Source organism: Streptomyces sp. NPDC001410, assembly GCF_042895235.1.
Taxonomy (GTDB): domain Bacteria; phylum Actinomycetota; class Actinomycetes; order Streptomycetales; family Streptomycetaceae; genus Streptomyces.
Map to the genome: position 1 here is coordinate 124,333 of NZ_JBIAWE010000018.1, position 19,356 is coordinate 143,688.

At 70.9% G+C, this 19,356-nt stretch carries 17 protein-coding genes and 1 pseudogene; 6 read left to right on the forward strand and 12 right to left on the reverse strand.

All coding sequences use genetic code 11. From position 1 onward, the window contains the following. Positions 1–15: 15 nt before the first annotated feature. Both ACFY3C_RS34000 and ACFY3C_RS34005 read right to left on the reverse strand, forming a co-directional pair. Entirely contained in the window at positions 16–678 is a 663-nt protein-coding gene (locus tag ACFY3C_RS34000; RefSeq protein WP_390773530.1) for a spherulation-specific family 4 protein, read from the reverse strand. Beyond that, positions 675–1,085: pseudogene (locus ACFY3C_RS34005) on the reverse strand (NAD-dependent epimerase/dehydratase family protein); the annotation flags it as partial. The pseudogene ACFY3C_RS34005 and the gene ACFY3C_RS34000, both read right to left, overlap by 4 nt. Positions 1,086–1,239: 154 nt before the next feature. Here ACFY3C_RS34005 and ACFY3C_RS34010 point away from each other — a divergent pair. Further along, positions 1,240–2,145 carry an SGNH/GDSL hydrolase family protein gene (locus ACFY3C_RS34010; protein ID WP_386578769.1) on the forward strand — a complete coding sequence of 302 codons (906 nt, stop codon included), beginning with the start codon at positions 1,240–1,242 and terminating at the stop codon, positions 2,143–2,145. Positions 2,146–2,254: 109 nt separating this feature from the next. Here ACFY3C_RS34010 and pgm read toward each other — a convergent pair whose 3' ends face one another. Then, positions 2,255–3,895 carry a phosphoglucomutase (alpha-D-glucose-1,6-bisphosphate-dependent) gene (gene pgm, locus ACFY3C_RS34015; protein ID WP_390773531.1) on the reverse strand — a complete coding sequence of 547 codons (1,641 nt, stop codon included), beginning with the start codon at positions 3,893–3,895 and terminating at the stop codon, positions 2,255–2,257. Between the two features lie 197 nt (positions 3,896–4,092). Here pgm and ACFY3C_RS34020 point away from each other — a divergent pair, with 197 nt between their 5' ends. Then, entirely contained in the window at positions 4,093–4,710 is a 618-nt protein-coding gene (locus tag ACFY3C_RS34020) for a DUF4328 domain-containing protein (RefSeq protein ID WP_390773532.1), read from the forward strand. Positions 4,711–4,714: 4 nt separating this feature from the next. On the opposite strand, the gene ACFY3C_RS34025 is transcribed toward ACFY3C_RS34020, so the two are convergent. Further along, positions 4,715–5,554, reverse strand: a complete 840-nt coding sequence (locus tag ACFY3C_RS34025; protein ID WP_386578772.1) for a chitosanase — start codon at positions 5,552–5,554, stop codon at positions 4,715–4,717. Positions 5,555–5,822: 268 nt separating this feature from the next. Between ACFY3C_RS34025 and mgrA the strand changes: the two genes are divergently transcribed. The 3 genes from mgrA (at position 5,823) to sph (ending at position 8,451) form a co-directional block, all read left to right on the forward strand. Then, the gene (gene mgrA, locus ACFY3C_RS34030) at positions 5,823–6,866 is read left to right on the forward strand and encodes an L-glyceraldehyde 3-phosphate reductase (protein WP_386578773.1); all 1,044 of its coding nucleotides are present in this window, start codon (positions 5,823–5,825) and stop codon (positions 6,864–6,866) included. A gap of 103 nt (positions 6,867–6,969) precedes the next feature. Continuing rightward, on the forward strand, positions 6,970–7,152 hold the full coding sequence (locus tag ACFY3C_RS34035; protein WP_386578774.1) for a hypothetical protein: 183 nt from the start codon (positions 6,970–6,972) through the stop codon (positions 7,150–7,152). A gap of 315 nt (positions 7,153–7,467) precedes the next feature. Continuing rightward, a complete protein-coding gene (gene sph, locus ACFY3C_RS34040) occupies positions 7,468–8,451 on the forward strand; it encodes a sphingomyelin phosphodiesterase (RefSeq protein WP_390773533.1) in 984 nt (327 codons plus the stop codon). On the opposite strand, the gene ACFY3C_RS34045 is transcribed toward sph, so the two are convergent. The 7 genes from ACFY3C_RS34045 to ACFY3C_RS34075 all read right to left on the reverse strand — a co-directional run bounded on the left by ACFY3C_RS34045 (position 8,424) and on the right by ACFY3C_RS34075 (position 15,652). Next, entirely contained in the window at positions 8,424–10,061 is a 1,638-nt protein-coding gene (locus tag ACFY3C_RS34045) for an MFS transporter (protein WP_390773599.1), read from the reverse strand. The genes sph and ACFY3C_RS34045 overlap by 28 nt on opposite strands. 155 nt (positions 10,062–10,216) lie before the next feature. Then, positions 10,217–10,702: a MarR family winged helix-turn-helix transcriptional regulator gene (locus ACFY3C_RS34050; protein WP_390773534.1), complete on the reverse strand. Its 486-nt coding sequence runs from the start codon at positions 10,700–10,702 to the stop codon at positions 10,217–10,219. An 84-nt stretch (positions 10,703–10,786) separates the two neighbouring features. Then, a complete protein-coding gene (locus tag ACFY3C_RS34055) occupies positions 10,787–11,791 on the reverse strand; it encodes an MASE1 domain-containing protein (RefSeq protein ID WP_390773535.1) in 1,005 nt (334 codons plus the stop codon). A gap of 59 nt (positions 11,792–11,850) precedes the next feature. Beyond that, the gene (locus ACFY3C_RS34060) at positions 11,851–12,720 is read right to left on the reverse strand and encodes a PP2C family protein-serine/threonine phosphatase (protein ID WP_390773536.1); all 870 of its coding nucleotides are present in this window, start codon (positions 12,718–12,720) and stop codon (positions 11,851–11,853) included. Positions 12,721–12,823: 103 nt separating this feature from the next. Further along, positions 12,824–13,408: a DUF998 domain-containing protein gene (locus tag ACFY3C_RS34065; protein WP_390773537.1), complete on the reverse strand. Its 585-nt coding sequence runs from the start codon at positions 13,406–13,408 to the stop codon at positions 12,824–12,826. Between the two features lie 206 nt (positions 13,409–13,614). Next, positions 13,615–14,307, reverse strand: coding sequence for an alpha/beta fold hydrolase (locus ACFY3C_RS34070; protein WP_390773538.1), 693 nt, complete (start codon positions 14,305–14,307; stop codon positions 13,615–13,617). 136 nt (positions 14,308–14,443) lie between these two features. Further along, a complete protein-coding gene (locus ACFY3C_RS34075; protein WP_390773539.1) occupies positions 14,444–15,652 on the reverse strand; it encodes a hypothetical protein in 1,209 nt (402 codons plus the stop codon). 144 nt (positions 15,653–15,796) lie between these two features. On the opposite strand from ACFY3C_RS34075, the gene ACFY3C_RS34080 reads away from it, so the two are divergent. Continuing rightward, positions 15,797–17,242, forward strand: coding sequence for a glyceraldehyde-3-phosphate dehydrogenase (locus tag ACFY3C_RS34080; RefSeq protein ID WP_386578782.1), 1,446 nt, complete (start codon positions 15,797–15,799; stop codon positions 17,240–17,242). A gap of 76 nt (positions 17,243–17,318) precedes the next feature. On the opposite strand, the gene ACFY3C_RS34085 is transcribed toward ACFY3C_RS34080, so the two are convergent. After that, the gene (locus ACFY3C_RS34085) at positions 17,319–19,256 is read right to left on the reverse strand and encodes a collagenase (protein ID WP_390773540.1); all 1,938 of its coding nucleotides are present in this window, start codon (positions 19,254–19,256) and stop codon (positions 17,319–17,321) included. Positions 19,257–19,356: the final 100 nt, after the last annotated feature.

Consider the following 19,356-nt stretch of genomic DNA (forward strand, 5'->3'; position numbering starts at 1 on the left):
CACCGTCTCCGCTGGTCATCCCACCGCCCCGGTTGACGCCGGCGTCAACTCGGCCCAGGGGTCGGGAGGTTCGCCCGTGACCGGTCCGCAGACCGCCGCGCCTCGCTCGTGCGCGGTGCGGACGGCGAGCGGGACCAGGGCCTCGGGTACGCCGTGGACGAGGTGGCAGAACCGCTCCGGCGGGTGGCGTGCCGTCCAGACGGGCCGGGTGAACGCCGAGACGTACGTGGGCCAGGGACCCTCGAAGGTGACGGTCAGGTCGGCGAGACGGATGTAGCCGGAGGCCGGGTGCACCCCCGGGGTGAGGACGACCGTCCCCGCGCCGAGGCGTCGTAACTCCCGGACCAGGCGCCGGCAGGCCGGCAGGCCCTCCGCGGTCGCGGTGACGCGGTCGAGGAAACAGCCCTCGACCGCGTACCACTTTTGGTGCCGGCGCACGTCCTCGACGACCTCGGCACGGTCCCGGACGCCGTAGTCGGTGTCGACGTACCCGAGCAGACGGGCGCCCGCCGCTCGGAGCGCCCGGGCTGCCGCCGTGAAGGCGGGGTCGGGAGCGGCGCCCGGTCCGTTGGCGGGGTTGAGCACGACCGCGTGGGTGCGGGCGGCCGGGGTGATCAGCCGGCGCCAGGCGCCGGGGTCCTCGGCCGGGTGCACGTACAGCGGTATCAACAGGCTCATGGCACCTGCCCGTTCTCGGCCGTGGCCGCCCACAGGGCGTCGAGGGCGTCGTCCAGCCCGTGGACGGGCCGCCGGCCGGGGGCGCGGTCGGCGGCCGTGATGCCGGAGCACTGCCACGACACCCGGGCGGAGCGGGCCGAACCGGCCGTGCGATCGACGTTTTCCTCCAGCCGCCCCCGGAAGTCCGCCCGCCGGGCCAGGCCCCGCACCAACTCCCGTACCGGCACGGCCCGTCCGCCGCCGACGTTGAGCACGGGCGGGAGCGGACCGGGAGCGATGGCCGCGAGGGCGACCGCCCGGGCGAGGTCGCGTACGTCCACGAAGTCGCGGTGGGCGGACAGGTCGCCGAGCCTGAGGACCGCCGCGGGGTCACGGTCGGCGGCGCGCAACTGCGCCGCCATGCCGCCACACCCACGCCGCACTCACCCCCCTACCCGGCGCGAATGTTGCTTCCCGCTTCTGGTCCGTGAGACCTACCGGACGGTATACAGACCCAGTTGAACGCGCGGACCGCCCTTACGGCGGGGCCGTGCGATGTCACGTCCTCAGGGGGAGGAATCCATGGCGAACGACACGCATGTGACGGACGGGGCGAGAGGCCGGCGGCGAACCGCCGTGCTGGGGGCGGCGCTGGGGGGCTGCGCCCTCGTCGCCGCGTCGACGGTGCCCGCGGCGGCACACGGCCGCGATCTCACCTACGTCTCCCTCGGGGACTCCTACACCTCGGGCCCGCTCATCCCGCGCCAGACGGACGCCAACTGCGCCCGCTCCGACCACAACTACCCCTCGCTCGTGGCCGCGCAGCGCGAGGCGACCGTGTTCAAGGACGTGAGCTGCGCCGGGGCCACGACGAACGAGATGTGGAAGCCGCAGGGCACCAACGCACCCCAGCTCGACGCGCTGGGACGGGACACCGACCTGGTGACGGTGCAGATCGGCGGCAACGACGTCGGTTTCGGCTCGATCATCGGCACCTGTGCCCGCCTCGGCGCCCAGGACCCGACGGGCAACCCCTGCGAGCGCTCGTACAGGGCCGGGGGCTACGACCAGTTGGCGCTCACCGTCCTGGAGACCGCGCCGAAGATCGACCGGGTGCTGCGGGCCGTGCACGCCCGGGCGCCGCACGCGCGGGTGGTCCTCGTCGGCTATCCGGACCTGCTGCCGGACGACGGCAGCGGCTGCTTCCCCTCGGTGCCGTTCGCGCAGCGGGACTTCCCCTATCTGCGGGACACCGAGAAGCGGCTGAACCTGATGCTGCGTCTGGTCGCCGCGTGGAACCGGGCCGAGTACGTCGACACCTACGGCCCCACGGTCGGCCACGACATGTGCAAGGCGCCCGCGGACCGCTGGATCGAGCCGCTGCAGCCGGCCTCGCCCGCGGCCCCCGCACACCCCAACGCCAAGGGCGAGGCCGCCATGGCACAGGCCGTGCTGGACCGGCTGGAGCGGGGTCGCGGACGCGGCTGAGCAGACGCAGGATCGGCGGTATCGGCCTCCGCGCACCGGTCGCATCGGTCGCACCGGTCGCGGAGGCCGTCGTGTCGTCGTCGTGTCGTCGTCGTACGGCCCTGGGGGCTCAGCCGCCGAGCGCGGTCAGGACCACGCCCTTGGCCTCCTCCTGCACCCGGGCGAGGTGGTCGGGGCCGAGGAACGACTCGGCGTAGACCTTGTAGACGTCCTCGGTGCCCGAAGGGCGGGCCGCGAACCAGGCGTTGGCGGTGGTGACCTTGATCCCGCCGATGGCGGCGCCGTTGCCCGGTGCCTCGGTGAGGACGCCGGTGACCGCCTCTCCGGCGAGGGTGTCGGCGGTGACCTGGGCCGGGGACAGCTTCGCCAGCAGCGCCTTCTGCTCGCGTGTGGCGGGGGCGTCGATGCGGGCGTAGGCGGGTTCGCCGAAGCGGGCGGTCAGGTCGGCGTAGTGCTCGGACGGCGTCCTGTCCGTGACCGCCGTGATCTCGGAGGCGAGCAGCGCGAGGAGGATGCCGTCCTTGTCGGTGGTCCACACCGAGCCGTCGCGGCGCAGGAAGGACGCGCCGGCCGATTCCTCGCCGCCGAACCCGATGGTGCCGCCGGCCAGTCCGTCCACGAACCACTTGAACCCGACGGGCACCTCGACCAGTTGACGGTTCAGGTCGGCGGCGACGCGGTCGATCATCGTGGAGGAGACGAGCGTCTTGCCTACTCCCGCGTCGGCGGGCCACTGCTCGCGGTGCCGGTAGAGGTAGGAGATCGCGACCGCGAGGTAGTGGTTGGGGTTCATCAGGCCCGCGTCGGGGGTGACGATGCCGTGCCGGTCGGCGTCGGCGTCGTTGCCGGTGGCGATGCGGAAGCGGTCGCGCTGCTCGATGAGGGAAGCCATCGCGTAGGGCGAGGAGCAGTCCATGCGGATCTGGCCGTCCCAGTCCAGCGTCATGAACCGCCAGGTGGGGTCGGTGTGCGGGTTGACCACGGTCAGGTCGATGCCGTGCTCCTCGGCGATCCGGCCCCAGTAGGCCACGGACGCTCCGCCGAGCGGGTCCGCGCCGATGCGCACGCCGGCCGCGCGGATCGCGTCGAGGTCGAGGACGTTCGGCAGGTCCCCGACGTAGGCGCCGAGGAAGTCGTACCTCTGGGTCGTGTCGGCCGCGAGCGCACGGGTGTAGGGCAGGCGCTGTACGTCCTTCAGGCCGCCGGCGATGATCTGGTTGGCCCGGTCCTGGATCCAGGAGGTCGCCTCGGAGGCCGCCGGGCCGCCGCTGGGCGGGTTGTACTTGAAGCCGCCGTCGGCGGGCGGGTTGTGCGAGGGGGTGACCACCACGCCGTCGGCGAGGCCTGAGGTGCGGCCCCGGTTGTGGGTGAGGATCGCGTGCGAGATCGCGGGCGTGGGGGTGTAACCGTCCGCGCTGTCGATGAGCACGGTCACGCCGCCCGCCGCGAACACCTCCAGGGCGGTGACCTTCGCGGGTTCGGACAGGGCGTGCGTGTCGGCGCCGAGGAACAGGGGCCCGTCCACGCCCTCGGCGGCGCGGTACTCGCAGATGGCCTGGCTGGTGGCGGCGATGTGGTCCTCGTTGAAGGCGGTCGCCAGGGACGAACCCCGGTGCCCCGAGGTGCCGAATGCCACCCGTTGCCCCGGGTCGGTGGGGTCGGGGTGCAGCGCGTAGTACGCCGTGACCAGCCGGGCCACGTCGACAAGGTCCTCGGGACCGGCCGGCCGGCCGGCTCGCTCGTGCGGCATGAGTCCGCTCCTCCGCATCGGTGTGATCGATGGCTCGGGCCCCATCTTTCCTCGTCAGGGGTCGGGCAGGCGAGTGCGCCACCGACCCGGGGAGCGGACCTGGGCCGTCTGCCCTATGATCCGGTCCGCCGATCTTCCGACCCGACCGCCACCGCGCACGCGCCCGCGTGCCGCCTCCGACAGACAGGTGTCCCACCGTGTCCGCACCCATCGTCAAGGCCCCATGGCCGCTTGCCCGTTGCGCCCAGGCCGCCGTGGCCGCGGCTGTCGCGACGGACGCCTACCGGGCGGTGACCGTACGAGCGAACCTCCTTCATCCGCGGGACACGTCCCTGAGCGCGTCGGGGCGCGCCTCGATGGTGCACGTGTACGTGATGACGGCCGCGATCGTGCTGTTCCTGGTGTGGTTCAGCCGCTGCCGGCGCAACGCCGTCCTCCTCTCCCCCGGGACCGTCCGCGGATCCGCCGCCTGGGCCGTGGCCGCCTGGCTGATCCCGGTGCTGAACCTCTGGGCTCCGCGCGGGCTGGTCCTCGACGTGCAGCGGGCGAGCGGACCCGGAACGCCCGAGGGGCGGGACCGGGTGCTGGTGAACGTCTGGTGGGCGACCTGGGTCGGGCACGCGCTGGTCGTCACCGTGGGCACCCGGGTGGAACGAGGGACTTCGCTCGCCCTCCTCCTCGTGTCCATAGCCCTGAACCTGGCCGCGGGTGCCCTGGCGATCGCCGTGGTCCAGCGCCTCACAGCACGGCAGGCCACGGCACTGGAAGCGACGCTTCCGGTGGCCGGTGCCGTGGACCTGCCGCGTCCGGCCTAGGCCGTCAGCCGATGTGGTAGCTGTCCCCGTACACCTTCCAGTCCAGCGGGGTGTTCAGGTCGAGGTTGCCCTTGCGCAGGAAGACCCGCTGTTCGGTGTCGACCCTGCTGGTGTCGCTGTGCGCCTCCTCCTGCTTCATGGCCCACACCCGGGCGTCGAGGAAGGCGTTGAGATACGTCGTCTCGTTCCCGCCCTGCGCCGGCGGCTTGGCGCTGCGCAGGGCTCGCTTGCGGATGTTGCGGAAGCTGGTGGGGTCGTCGCCGTCGCCGTGCATCACGATGGCGTCGTAGTAGGTGAACTGGCCGAGGGCGCGCAGCCCGTCCGCCTTGCCCTGGGCGACCGCGGGGTTGAAGTAGACGCGGTCGCGTTCGTCGTTCTGCGCCTGCTGGAACGCGGAGTCCTGGGCGGCCTTGCGCCAGTCCTTGGGGTAGTTGGGGTCCAGGCCGCTGTGCGAGTCGCTGCCGTTGACCCGGCGCAGGGCCGGCAGGTACTTGGCCAGGACGTTGCCGGGCTTGCGGTCGGTGTAGAGCTGGACGAGGTCGAGCATGTCGCCGGTGCCGGAGCAGAAGCCGATGATGCCGGCGGTGTAGCCGCGGCCGTCGTCGATGTCCTCGATGTACTTGTACTGGGCCTTCCAGTCGAGCGAGGAGTTCTCCGCGCTGGAGACCAGCTGCATGGCTGTCTCCTTCTTCGCCGGGTCGTCGAGGCCGGGCGCGGCAGCCGGTGCCGCCGCGACGCGCTCGACGCCGAGCAGGGCGCCGGAGGCGACGGCGCCGAGGACGGCGACGACGGTCCGGCGGGAGAGACGGGCGGAGACTGCCGATTCGCGCTCTGTGTGCTCCACTAGGACTCCAAGTAGGGGTGGGGGGTGGGAAGTTGGTTCGTACGGCACTGGTAGGAAAGTTTCCTATCAAATACGGAGGAGGCTGGTAACCCGTCTCGGGAAAAGTTCGTAGGATCGAACAGCGCGGCCGTACCGTGCCCGATTCAGAAACCGGACCGCTCAATGCCATGCGAGGCAGCGGTTGGACTTACGAATCATGAAGGCGCAGGGTGGACAAGCACCTTCGCACACAATGGGCACCCCTACGGCACCACCCGGAGACGACCCGATGAACCACGTCGCGGACCCCGATCGCTACAACGGCACCATGCGCTACCGCCGCACCGGCCGCTCGGGACTGGACCTCCCGCTCCTGTCGCTGGGCTACTGGCACAACTTCGGCGACGACCGCCCCTTCGAGACCCAGCGCGAGATCGCCCTGCGCGCCTTCGACCTCGGGATCACCCACCACGACCTGGCCAACAACTACGGTCCGCCGTACGGGGCGGCCGAGATCAACTTCGGCCGGCTGTTGAAGCAGGACCTCGCGCCGTACCGGGACGAGCTGGTGGTCTCCACCAAGGCCGGCTGGGACATGTGGCCCGGCCCCTACGGACAGGGCGGCGGCTCCCGCAAGTACGTGCTGGCCTCGCTGGACCAGTCGCTGCGCCGCATGGGCCTGGACTACGTGGACATCTTCTACTCACACCGGCTGGACGCGAGCACGCCACTGGAGGAGACGATGGGCGCGCTCGACACGGCCGTCCGCCAGGGCAAGGCCCTGTACGTCGGCATCTCCTCCTACGACGCCGAGCGCAGTCGGCAGGCGGTCGCGATCCTGCGCGAGCTGGGCACCCCGCTGCTGATCCACCAGCCGTCGTACAGCATGGTCAACCGCTGGATCGAGACCGACGGCCTGCTGGACGCGGCCGAGGAGGAGGGCTTCGGCGTCATCGGGTTCACGGCGCTCGCCCAGGGCCTGCTGACCGGCCGCTACCTCGAAGGCGTGCCCGAGGGGTCGCGGGCCGCGGCCGGCACGTCGTTCGACCCGGCGTGGCTGACCGACGACATGCGGCAGCGGCTGCGCTCCCTGAACGACATCGCCGCCCGGCGCGGGCAGACCCTGGCCCAGATGGCGCTGGCCTGGGCACTGCGGGACGAGCGGGTCACCTCGCTGGTCATCGGCGCGTCCCGGGTCGAGCAGCTGGAGCAGAACGTGGTCGCGCTGGAGAACCTCGACTTCAGCGCCGAGGAACTGGCCGAGATCGACAAGTACGCCACCGACGGTGGTGTGGACCTGTGGCGGGACGCTCGGCTGGGAAATCTGGGCTGAAAGGTGGCACGCAGTGACACCCGTCACTGACATAGGGGAAAAATAGGACATAATCGAAGCTATCCGGCCCGCGACCCCGCGAAATCAAGGAGCCGCTTCCCGTATGGCTTACGGAGCCCACCACAGCCCCTTCCCCTCTCCCCACCCCGACGTGCGTCTCGCCCGCGACTGCACGCAGTGCCTCGGATGGGGAACCGTCGTCACCCGCGACGGGGATCACGAACTGTGCCGCACCTGCCAGCCCGACCAGGGCGACGGCGAGAGCGGCCTCCGCTCCGCCTCGTAACCCGCTCGGCCACTCCCCCCTGCCCCCGGAGCCCTTCGCACGGCCGTCGGCTGTCCGCTTGGGCCTCCGAGGGGCAGCTGTGGCAGGCGGCGGCGCTCCCGGGCACGATCATCCCGGCCCTCGGGCTGCTGGTCGTGCTGGGGCTGCCCCGGTGGGACACCCCTCACTCGACGAGGTCGCGGTCTCCGCCCAACCGGACTCCCCACCTCCTCCCCTGTGTGCCATCTGTTGCCCGCATGGGTGTTACCTATGGGTAATCCCAGGTGATTTGATGTGCGGCGCCACTCAACCCCCCTTCACCCACAGGGAGATCCAGTGACGCTCTTCGCACCTCGCCGTGCCCTCGGCGCGGCCGTGCTCGCCCTCGCCCTGCCCGCGGCGGCGCTCGCCGGTTCCGCACCCGCGTCGGCAGCCGGGCAGGCACCGGCGCTGAAGGTCCTGACGTACAACGTCTTCCTCATGAGCAAGAACCTGTACCCGAACTGGGGCCAGGACCACCGGGCCGCGGAGATCCCGAAGACGGCCTTCTTCCACGGCAACGACGTGGTCGTCCTCCAGGAGGCGTTCGACAACTCCGCCTCGAACGCGCTGAAGAGCGCGGCCGCGGCCGAATACCCGTACCAGACACCGGTGGTGGGCCGCAGCAAGGACGGCTGGGACGCGACAGGAGGCGCGTACTCGTCCACCACGCCCGAGGACGGCGGGGTCACCGTGCTGAGCAAGTGGCCGATCGTGCACAAGGAGCAGTACGTCTACAAGGACGCGTGCGGCGCGGACTGGTGGTCCAACAAGGGCTTCGCGTACGTCGTCCTGGACGTGAACGGCACCGAGGTGCACGTGGTCGGCACGCACGCGCAGTCCACGGATCCCGGGTGCGGTGCGGGTGAGGCGGCGGCGATGCGCAGCCGGCAGTTCAAGGCCATCGACGCGTTCCTGGACGCCAAGAACATCCCCGCCGACGAGGAAGTGCTGCTCGCGGGCGACCTCAACGTCGACTCACGCAGCGGCGAGTACGCGTCGATGCTCTCCGACGCCGGTGTCGTCGGCGCCGACGCGCGCACCGGGCACCCGTACTCCTTCGACACCCAGGAGAACTCCATCGCCCACGACCGCTACCCGAACGACCCGCGCGAGGACCTCGACTACGTCCTCGCCCGCGCCGGTCACGCCCGCCCGTCGGGGTGGCGCAACGAGGTCGTCAAGGAGCAGTCGGCGCCCTGGACGGTGACCAGCTGGGGGACGTCGTACACGTACACGAACCTCTCGGACCACTACCCCTTGCGGGCGTACGCCGGATAGGAGCCCTTCGGGGTGTCGTCGCCGACGGGCTCGTGGCCTCCGCGCAGGGCGGAGGCGAGGGCCGAGACCAGGGCCATGCCGGCGGCGACACCGAAGACGACGGTCAGGCCGTGGTGGAAGGGACCGGAGACCAGCTGCGGGAAGAACGTGTGACCGGTCAGGGTGGCGCGCTGGGCTGCCGTCAGGTGGTCCAGGGTGTCCCCGGAACCGAGCAGATGGCCGATGGGGTTGTTGCCCAGGAAGGTCGCGAAGAGGGTGCTGACCGGGGGCAGTGAGGCCACCTCGTGGGCGGTGCCGGCGGGCACGCCGTGCGCCTGGAGTCCGCTGCTGAGCGTGGACGGCAGCAAGGAGGCCAGCCCGGAGACCATCAGCGAGAAGAAGACGCCGATGGACAGCGCGGTGCCCGAGTTCTGGAAGGTGGAGCGCATTCCGGAGGCCACGCCCCGGTAGCGGGCGGGGACGCTGCCCATCACGGACGAGGTGTTGGGCGCGGAGAACATACCCTGGCCGAAGCCGTTGAGGAACAGCAGCGCGGCGAACGGGCCGTACGTGAAGTTCACGGGGAGCGCCAGCAGGCCCAGGAAGGAGCCGGCGACCACGATCAGGCCGGCCGTGGAGAACAGGCGGGCGCCGAACCGGTCCGAGAGGTAGCCGGAGACGGGGCCGGCGATCAGGAAACCGAGGGTCAGCGGCAGCATGAAGATGCCGGCCCACAGCGGGGTGTCCTCGAAGTCGTAGCCGTGCAGCGGAAGCCAGATGCCCTGCAGCCAGATGATGAGCATGAACTGCAGCCCTCCGCGGGCGATCGCGGTCAGCAGGGCGGCCAGGTTGCCCGCGGCGAAGGCCCGCACCCGGAACAGGGACAGCCGGAACATCGGCTCGGCGACCCGGGTCTCGGCCACGCAGAAGCCGAGCAGCAGGAGGACGCCGCCGATCAGGCCCGCGAGCACCCAGGGGTTGGTCCATCCGGTGGCGTGGCCGCCGTAGGGCTGGATGCCGTAGGTGATGCCGGCGAGGAGGATTCCGGCGCCCGTGGCGAAGGTGATGTTGCCGAGCCAGTCGATCCGGCCGCGTCCGCCGGCCGCGGTCTCGCGCAGGCTGAGGTACGACCAGATCGTGCCGGTCACACTGACCGGGACGCTGACCCAGAAGACCGCACGCCAGTCGACTGCCGCCAGCAGACCGCCGGCGAGCAGGCCGAGGAACTGCCCGGCGAGCGCGGTGATCTGGTTGATGCCGAGGGCCATGCCGCGCTGCCGGGCCGGGAAGGCGTCGGTGAGGATGGCGGCCGAGTTGGCGGTGAGCATGGAACCGCCGAAGGCCTGCACGATGCGCCACAGGATCAGCCACAGGGCACCCGCTCCCGCCCGGAACGGGTCGAGGGACAGCGCGACGGAGGCACAGGCGAAGACCAGGAAGCCGAGGTTGTAGATGCGGACCCGGCCGAACATGTCGCCGAGCCGGCCGAGGACGACGACCAGCACGGCCGAGACCAGCAGATAGCCGAGGATCATCCACAGCAGGTAGCCGATGTTGCCCGCGGCGAGCGGGTCCAGGCCGATCCCGCGGAAGATCGCGGGCAGCGAGATGATCACGATGGAGGCGTCCATCGTGGCGATCAGGACGCCGAGTGTGGTGTTGGACAGGGCGACCCACTTGTAGCCGGGTCCTGGCGGGGTGTCCCGGAGGCGGGCGGTGCGGGCGCGCAGCCGGCCGCGCGGGCTCTCGGCGGACCCGCCCGGGGCGCTGCCGGGCACCTGCCCGCTCACAGCTGTTCCGCCAGCCTGTCGAGGAGGGGCAGCGTGGCGCGCAGTGCGTCGCGTTCCTCCGGAGTGAACTCGTCCAGGGCGCGGGCGAGCCGGGCCACGGACTCGGAGCGGCGCTCCTCCAGCACGGTGCGGCCCGCGTCGGTGATCGACACGATGGCCCGCCGCCCGTCGGCCGCGTCGGGGGTACGGCTGACCAGTCCGCGCTGTTCGAGTCCGGTGAGCGTGGTGCCCATCGCCTGAGGGCGGACGCGCTCCAGCTCGGCGAGCGAGCCGGGCGAGTCCGGTCCGGCGGTGGCCAGCCGGGACAGCACGGACACGCCGGAGAGGGTCAGGTCCCCCACGGCGTGGGCCTGGCGCAGCCTGCGGACGGTCCGGCCCATGGCCAGCCGCAACGCGGCGGCGAGCGCCGTGTTGTCCTGCGGCGGGCTCGGGGGGCGGGTGCCGTTCCCGGTCCTGTTTTCCACCCTGTTGTCCACGTCCACGATTACTAACTATAGGTTTATCAGTCTGGACTGTTCAATCAAATGTGAATAATCGAAGCCGGGCCGGGGTGGCTACGCCTCGGGTCACGGCCGGTCGTCGGGTTTCGGAGGCGGGTGGGGTGGCGGAGGCGGGTGGGGTGGCCGGGGCTCGCCCGCGGTGAGGTGTTCCAGGACCTGCACCAATTCCTGGCATGCCTGTTCGACGGAGCGGCGGGTGTTGCGCTGCTCGGTGATGACGGCCGACAGCAGCAGCGCGGTGAGAGCCATCGCCCCGTTGAAGGCCTGGAGTTTCGCCATGACCTCGATCCGGGTCAGCCCCGCGAACGCCCCGACGCCGTCCGTCGCGGCGATGGTGGCCAGCACGGACGTCACGAGCGCGCAGAGCATGCTGCCCACGAGCTCGAAGCGCAGGGCGGCCCAGATGATGAGCGGATAGACGAGGAAGAGCAGGCTGATCGAGCTGTAGGCGGCCAGCGGTACGACGCAGAACGCCACGATCGTCAGTGCGGTGGCCTCCTTCCAGCGCACGAGCGGCGGCGGCCAGCGGGCCCTGAACAGCAGCAGCAGGAGCGGGGTGACGATCAGGACGCCCATCGCGTCGCCCACCCACCACGCCAGCCAGACAGCCCAGAAACTGTGCTCGGCCAGCTTGCCCGTGAGCACGAGAAGGCCGACGCCGATGGTCGAGCTGATCAGCATGGCGGTCAGCGCGCCGAGGAACACCAGGGAGAGGCCGTCGCGTAGCCGGCCGAGGTCCATACGGAAGCCGGCCCGGCGCAGCAGCAGCACCGCACACACGGGCGCGGCGGTGTTGCCGACCAGGAAGCCGAGCACGTCGGGGCTGGGGGTGGTCAGGTACAGGATGGTGAAGAGGGCCCCGAGTGCGACGCCGGGCCAGCAGCCCAGCCCGAAGATCAGCAGGGCGGCGACGGCGACGCCGGTGGGCGGATAGATGGGGGTGAACACGGAGCCCTCGACGACGAGCCGACGCAGCAGCCCGAGCCGCGCCGCACCGTAGTAGCAGGCCGCGACGGCCAGCACCCGGACGGCGTAGCCGCCCGGTCGGCGCAGATCCTCGAAACCCACCACAGCAGCAATCTCACACCGATGGCCCGCCGTCGGCGAGGCGAGAGCCGTCCGGTCCCGCTCTATGGCTGAAAGCCTGGCCTCAGCGCGCCCCAGCGGTCGGAGAGCCACGCTCCCGGCCCGTCGAGGCCCACGACGAGCACGGCGGCGTCGTCCTCGTGCCCCACGCTGTCCGCGCCCTTGATCACGGCCGCGGCCAGCGCGTGCGCCTCCAGCCCCGCGACGGCCGCGATGCCCGCGAGCCGCACCACCTGGTCGAGGCCGTCCTCGATGCTCAGCGACGGGCCCTCCACGACACCGTCGGTGAGCAGCACGAACACTCCGCCCGTGGTGAGCCGGTGCCGGGTCACCGGGTACTCCATGTCCGGCTCGATACCGAGCGGGGGCCCGCCCCGGTCGTCCACCACGCCGGACTTTCCGTCCGCCGTGGCCCAGATGAAGGGGATGTGCCCGGCCCGCGCGCTCTCCAGGACGCCCGTGGCCGGGTCGAGGCGCATGAAGGTGCAGGTGGCGAACAGGTCGCTGCCCAGGGAGAGCAGCAGCTCATTGGTCCGGGCGAGGAGTTCGCCCGGCTCGCCGGTGACCGAGGCGAGGGCGCGCAGCCCGGCCCGGACCTGGCCCATGAAGGCGGCGGCCTCGATGTTGTGGCCCTGTACGTCGCCGATGCACAGCCCGATGCGGCCGTCGGGCATGGCGAAGGCGTCGTACCAGTCGCCGCCCACGTTGAGGCCGTAGCAGGCGGGCGCGTACCGCACCGCGAGGTGCAGGCCCGGGGCGGAGGGCAGGTCCCGGGGCAGCATGCCGCGCTGCAGCGCGATGGCCAGCTCGACCTGGCTGCGCTGCAGCTCCGCGCGCTCGCGTGCCTGGGCGGTGAGCGAGCCGAGTCTGGCCAGCAGCTCGTCGCCGTCGTCCGTGGAGCGCTTGCGGGGCATCGATCACTTCCGGATGGGCGGTGGCCCGTCAGGTAAACGTCTAGATTTTACCGTTATGGGATGATCCCGCCTCAGGGGGGATCATCCGCTCTGAGACCGATAGTCACCGAGCGTCCCTCACGGCCAGGCCCCGGGCGCCCAGGGCCGCCGCCCACACCAGCAGCGGGAACGCCGCGACGCGTTCCATGCCGCCCATGCCGAGCCCGAGGTAGTGGCGGGAGAGGAAGAGCCCGAAGGCGGTGAGTGCCAGGGCGCCGAGCAGTCCGCTCCCCCAGCGTAGGGGACGCGGCACGTCCAGAGCGGCTCCCGAAAGCAGCAGGCCGACGTTGCCGGTCGCCATGATCAGCAGGGCGCCCAGGACGTGCTGGTTCTCGTGCACGTCCGCGGGCGCGAGCCCGGCCAGCACGAACCCGGCACCGACACCCGCCAGCAGCAGCCGGGAGGCGGTCGCGGCCGCGCCGCGCCGCCACAGGGCACCGGTCAGCAGGACACCGGCGACGAACAGCACACCGAGGGTGACGAACGAGACGTTCATCAGCGCGTGCTCGGGCGAGCAGACGTAGCGCGGTTCGGGGTCCGGCTGCCAGGCGCAGTGGGCGTTGCCCAGATCACTGATGTTGTTCCGCGCCCAGCTGTACGGCCCCGCCCACGCCGACTCGACGACGCCGTGCAGGACGAAGAACTGCACCACACCGACGATCCACGCCGCACACCCCCACCGATACCGCACCTGTCCGCCACCCCTCGGCTGCCCTCGATCGACTCCGGTGCCCACAGCCGATCACGCGGCAGGCACCCGGGGCACTGCGGCAGACCCCCGGAAGGCGGGTGAGGATTTCCCCAGGTGTGCGGCTCAGCCGTACCGGGCCGGCCGCCCGAGCGGCGGACGGACGCTCACATCCATCCGTCCAGCGCCGACATGAACCCCTCGAAGTCGTCCCGGTAGAGGGTGTGCCCCGCCCCCGGGACGGTGCGGATCTCGAAGCCCCTCCGCGCCAACTCCCCCGCCGCCTCCGGGGACACGAGACGACTGGGGTCGGCCAGCATGACCAGTGAGGGCACCACCGGGCGGGCCGGGGTCCGGCTGACCGCGTAGGCGTCGGGGAGCGCATGGGCGGTCGCGGGGTCCCAGACGGCGAGTGTGGCCAATTCGATCTCCACGTCGGCCTCTTCCCACCGCGGGTTGAAGCCGGTGATCATCGCACGGGGCGCGTTCTTGAAGGTCGGGAAGGCGGAGGCGGCCGCGGTGGCGTTCTGGCCCAGCTCCCAGGCCGGGTCACAGTAGACGGCCCGGTCCGGTGCGAGGCGCTCGACGGCCAGGGCCAGCGCCATGGCGCCGAGCGAGTGGCCGATCGCCAACTCCGGGCCCTTGGGGAGGGTTTCCACCAGATCGTCGGCCCAGATCTCGGCGCCGTACTCCCCGCGACCGCTCGCGCCGTGCCCGCGCAGATCCACGCCGATGACCCGGTAGCCCTTGTCCGCCAGGGCCGGCGCGACCCGGCGCCAGGTCCTGTGGTCGGACATGATCCCGTGGACCAGGACGGCGATCCGGTCCCCGTCACCCCACTCACGGGTGTGCAGCTTCATCAACACGCCTCTCTCGTCGGGACTCAGCACGATCTTTTCGGTGAACCGACCCCGGATCCAGCCGATTCCGGGTGTGGCAGCCACTCTTCCCGTGAAAGACGGCCGGCTTCCGCCCGTGCCCGGGTCGCCCGGTGGCTCACAGCGGGGAGTGGGCCACCACCGTCACGTAGGCGCCGTACAGCAGGGACACGACGGCCAGGGCGCCGCCGACGAGCAAGGCCTGGGCGGGGCGTACCCGCCAGGTGCGGGCGAGGGCACGCGCCGGAGGGATCAACAGGGGGAAGACCGGCAGCAGGAAGCGGGGCTTGGACGAGAACGAGCCGGAGCCGCCGACGACCAGCAGCACCAGCACCCCCGCGAAGACGACCAGGGCGAGCGGGGCGCGATCCAGGCAGAGCAGCCCGAAGAGGACGACGGAGACCGCGACGATCATCAGGGCGGCCGGGTAGACGAAGCCGCCGCCGTGCAGGAACAGCGCTCTGAGGAAGCGCAGGGCACCGGCGCCGAAGTCGAAGCGCGAGTCCCAGGCGCTCTGGATCTTGAAGTAGCCCCCGAGCGGGTCGCCGGTCTGCTGCCCCACCCACAGGACATAGGCGAGCCAGCCCAGCGGGGCGATCAGGGCGCCGGCCCACAGGGTCGCGGGCACCCGGCCGCGCCGCCGCAGCACCTCCTGCGCGGAGGCGAGGCCGACGGCCGCGGCCACCGCGAATCCGGTCGGCCGGGACAGACCCGCCAGCGCGGCCAGCGAACCGGCCCACATCCAGCGGCCCTTGAGCACGCAGTACAGGGACCAGACGGCGAGCGCGGCGAAGAGGGACTCGGTGTAGGCGATGGTCAGCTCGACGGCGTGCGGCAGGACGGCCCACAGTCCGACGAGGGCGGTGGCGACGGCACGTCCGTACAGGTGGTGGGCGAGGACGTAGATGCCGTAGGCGGCCGCGCCCGCGGCGGCCCAGGCGACGAACAGCCCGGCCTGGCCGGGGGTGAGCGGGAGGACGGTGGTCAGGGCCCGGATGAGCCCGGGGTAGAGCGGGAAGAACGCCCAGTCGGCCTGCACCCCGCCGCTCGGGGTGATCCAGATGAGGTGCCCGTAGCCCTGGGTGGCGATGTGCAGGTACCAGCGGGAGTCCCAGGAGTGGGCCAGGCTCCTGACCAACGGGTGTCCGGTGAGGTGGTTGGCGACGATCACGACGAGGATCCCGGCGGACCGGACCGCCGCGAACAGCGCGAGGGTCGGCAGGGCGCCTTCGGGGATCCGGTGCCGGGCGACGAGGGGCAGGGCGGGGCCGCGGAAGGGACGGGACGGGGCGGCCGGCTCGGGCCGGGGTACGGAGGACGTGCTCACCCTCAGACCATGGTCACGGCGGTGCGGGCGTGCAATCCGCGACCCGGCTTTCTTACGGTCTTCCACCCTGATTCAGGACCCCCGTAAAGCCCAGAACCGGTTGTTGTTATCATCTGAGCGCTGCCTAGCTCGAAAGATGGATCTGTGACTGTCAACGACGACTCGTTCACCAACTGGAAGAACCGCGAGGAGATCGCGGAGTCGATGATCCCGATCATCGGGAAGCTGCACCGCGAGCGGGACGTGACAGTCCTGCTGCACAGCCGCTCCTTGGTGAACAAGTCGGTGGTCAGCATCCTGAAGACGCACCGCTTCGCCCGGCAGATCGCCGGCGAGGAGCTCTCGGTCACCGAGACCATGCCCTTCCTGCAGACCCTCACCACCCTCGATCTCGGTCCGTCCCAGATCGACATCGGCATGCTCGCCGCCACGTACAGGACCGACGACCGCGGTCTGTCGGTGGCCGAGTTCACCGCCGAGGCCGTCGCCGGCGCCACGGGTGCCGGCAAGATCGAGCGCGGTGCCGGCCGCGACGTCGTCCTGTACGGCTTCGGCCGCATCGGCCGCCTCGTCGCCCGCCTGCTGATCGAGAAGGCCGGCTCCGGCAACGGCCTGCGCCTGCGCGCCATCGTCGTCCGCGGTGGCGGTGAGGCGGACCTCGTCAAGCGCGCCTCGCTGCTGCGCCGCGACTCGATCCACGGCCAGTTCAACGGCACCATCACCGTCGACGAGGCGACCAGCACGATCGTCGCCAACGGCAACGCGATCAAGGTGATCTACGCCAACGACCCCTCCGAGGTCGACTACACGGCGCACGGCATCAAGGACGCCATCCTCATCGACAACACCGGCAAGTGGCGCGACCGCGAGGGCCTCTCCAAGCATCTGCGCCCCGGTATCGACAAGGTCGTCCTGACCGCCCCGGGCAAGGGCGACGTCCCGAACATCGTCCACGGCGTCAACCACGACACGATCAAGCCGGACGAGCAGATCCTGTCCTGCGCCTCCTGCACCACCAACGCGATCGTCCCGCCGCTGAAGGCGATGGACGACGAATTCGGCGTCCTGCGCGGTCACGTGGAGACCGTCCACTCGTTCACGAACGACCAGAACCTGCTGGACAACTACCACAAGGCCGACCGCCGCGGCCGCTCCGCGCCGCTCAACATGGTCATCACCGAGACCGGTGCCGCCTCCGCCGTCGCCAAGGCGCTGCCGGACCTCAAGGCCCCGATCACCGGCAGCTCGATCCGCGTCCCCGTCCCGGACGTCTCGATCGCCATCCTGAGCCTGCGCCTGGGCCGTGAGACCACCCGCGACGAGGTCCTCGACTACCTCCGCGACGTCTCGCTGAACTCGCCGCTGAAGCGCCAGATCGACTTCACCACCGCTCCCGACGCCGTCTCCATGGACTTCGTCGGCTCGCGCCACGCCTCGATCGTCGACGCCGGCGCGACCAAGGTCGACGGCGACAACGCCATCCTCTACCTCTGGTACGACAACGAGTTCGGCTACTCCTGCCAGGTCGTCCGGGTCGTCCAGCACGTCACGGGCGTCGAGTACCCGACATACCCGGCGACGGCGGTCTGACGCCGGGGAACCACGCGACACGTGCGGCCGCCGACCGGGGTTCCGGTCGGCGGCCGTTCTGCTCGGGCGCGGGCGGTCAGGCCGCCGAAGGCCTGGCGCAGGCGCCCGCGGCGCACGCCGTGAGCCACTGGTCGAAGTCGGCGTCGTAGCGGGTGCCGATGCCGTCGTGGTAGACGGCGTATCCGCCGGCGTAGTCACCGGCGCGGAAGCGGTCGAGCATGCGCTGGACGTCGTCGGGGTGCCGCTCGGTCATGTAGCGCACGGCGAGGTAGCCCCACGGATAGGTGCGGGTCACGTCGCTGTTGTCGTACGTGTTCTCGAACAGGGTGCTCAGCTTGTACGTGTGCTTGCCGGCCTCCTGGATCGCCTGGTCGTCGGCGAGACCCCGGTAGCTGTAGGACACGTACTCCGCGACACCTTCGATCCACCACACGTCCGGCACCGAGATCTGATGAGTGAAGTCGCCCTTCATGTCGTCGCGGCCGTCGAGGAAGTGCGTGTACTCGTGGTTGAGGTTCCAGATCCGGGCCACGAAGCCGTCGTCGTAGTTCTTCTGGTACATGATCGACGTGACGTGGTTGGCCGGGTCGGACGGGTCGCCGTCGAGGGTCATACCGCCGTTGTCGGTGCTGATGCCGTAGATCGGGCCGGCGTAGGTCTGGTAGTCGGTCCGGCTGGCGAAGACCACGAGCTGGATCGTGGACACGTACTGTCCGGGTATCGCTCCGCCGGCCTTGACCACGCCGCGGAAGTAGGTGCTCTGGTTCAGCACACTGGCGCAGGCGGCGTCGAGGTCGTCGGCGGTCAGGGACTGGGCGAGGATCGTGACGTTCGCGTCGCACTGGTGGCTGATCGGCAGGACGGCCTTGGTGAGCTTCGCCGGCAGGTCGCAGACGTCGTAGTAGGCGCAGTTGGCGCTGTCGTAGTAGTTGGCCTGCGTGGCGACGGCCACCCAGAGCCCGGCCGTGGGACCGGTGATCTCGGTCTGGTCGAGCAGATCCTTGGTCAACGGCTGGACGGTCTCGCGCAGTTCAGGGTGCTCGACGTAACGGGCCAGGTTCATCCCGGCGTTGGAGTCCAGGAAGGCCAGATCGGTGCCGAGCTGGTCGGTGTTGGCCAGCGCGAAGTCGTACAGGGTGTCGATGATGCGCGGGTCGGCGTCGACCGCCTGCACGTACGCCGGGTTCCAGTTGCCGCGCCACAGCGGCGTGTAGACGTCGTTGACAGCCCTGACCATGCTGTCGACGGTGTCGTAGGAGCTGTCGTAGTCACCCAGCAGCCGCCGGTAGACGTACAGATAGCGGCCCTGCTGGTCGGCGCTGTCGGTGAGGATGACGGTCTCGCCGAGGATGTCACCGTTCGCGGCCGTCACGTCCCGGGAGTGGGAGCGGGCGAAGAAGGTGTCCAGGCCGCCCGTGACGGCGGTGGTGAGCCGGGAGGTGTACGAGCCCACGTCACCGGGGTGGTTGAACTGCACGTAGTAGCCCGCGCGCAGGAAGAGGACGAGCTGCAGCAGGCTGCCGGAGTTGTCGCCCTGGTACTGCCCGGCCGTACGTGTGAACGCGTTCGCCACGCTCAGCATCTGCGCCTGGCGGAAGATGTCGTGCGCGTCCCTGCCGGTGACCGAGAAGAGGGTGTTCACGCACTCCGAGGAGGACGCCTTCACGAACGAGACGAGGGCGGATCCGGTACGGCTGCCGAAGTCGGCCGGAGTGCAGGAGGCCGCCTTGGTCACACCGTGCGGGGCGGTCTCCATGCTGCGGGTGAACGTCGGTGCATGGGGAGGGAGTTGGGCGGGACTGAGGCTCTTCACCTGGGTCGCGGGGCGTTCGGTGCCACCGGTGGTCGGGCCGGTGGGGGGTGGCGCCGGGGTGTGCCTGCCGGGTGTGTGCGCGGTGGTACCGGACCGCGGCTGGGGTGCTGCCAGCGCCGGCGTGGACAGCAGGCCGGCCACGGTGACGCAGACGGCGGCGGCACCGGCCATGCGTCTGGGCAGCGCGAAGCGATAGCGCATCGGGATTCCTCCACGAAGGGATGCGCCTCGGTGGGGTGTTGAGGCGTGTGTGGCACTCTCTCAGCGCGCCACCCGCACAACAATGGCGTGTGACATAGCA

What these genes read in the sequence shown, in the direction of transcription:
- ACFY3C_RS34000 (WP_390773530.1), bottom strand. Translation starts at nt 678, where the DNA reads ATGAGCCTGTTGATACCGCTGTACGTGCACCCGGCCGAGGACCCCGGC.
- ACFY3C_RS34010 (WP_386578769.1), top strand. Translation starts at nt 1,240, where the DNA reads ATGGCGAACGACACGCATGTGACGGACGGGGCGAGAGGCCGGCGGCGA.
- pgm (WP_390773531.1), bottom strand. Translation starts at nt 3,895, where the DNA reads ATGCCGCACGAGCGAGCCGGCCGGCCGGCCGGTCCCGAGGACCTTGTC.
- mgrA (WP_386578773.1), top strand. Translation starts at nt 5,823, where the DNA reads ATGAACCACGTCGCGGACCCCGATCGCTACAACGGCACCATGCGCTAC.
- ACFY3C_RS34035 (WP_386578774.1), top strand. Translation starts at nt 6,970, where the DNA reads ATGGCTTACGGAGCCCACCACAGCCCCTTCCCCTCTCCCCACCCCGAC.
- ACFY3C_RS34045 (WP_390773599.1), bottom strand. Translation starts at nt 10,061, where the DNA reads ATGGACGCCTCCATCGTGATCATCTCGCTGCCCGCGATCTTCCGCGGG.
- ACFY3C_RS34060 (WP_390773536.1), bottom strand. Translation starts at nt 12,720, where the DNA reads ATGCCCCGCAAGCGCTCCACGGACGACGGCGACGAGCTGCTGGCCAGA.
- ACFY3C_RS34070 (WP_390773538.1), bottom strand. Translation starts at nt 14,307, where the DNA reads ATGAAGCTGCACACCCGTGAGTGGGGTGACGGGGACCGGATCGCCGTC.
- ACFY3C_RS34085 (WP_390773540.1), bottom strand. Translation starts at nt 19,256, where the DNA reads ATGCGCTATCGCTTCGCGCTGCCCAGACGCATGGCCGGTGCCGCCGCC.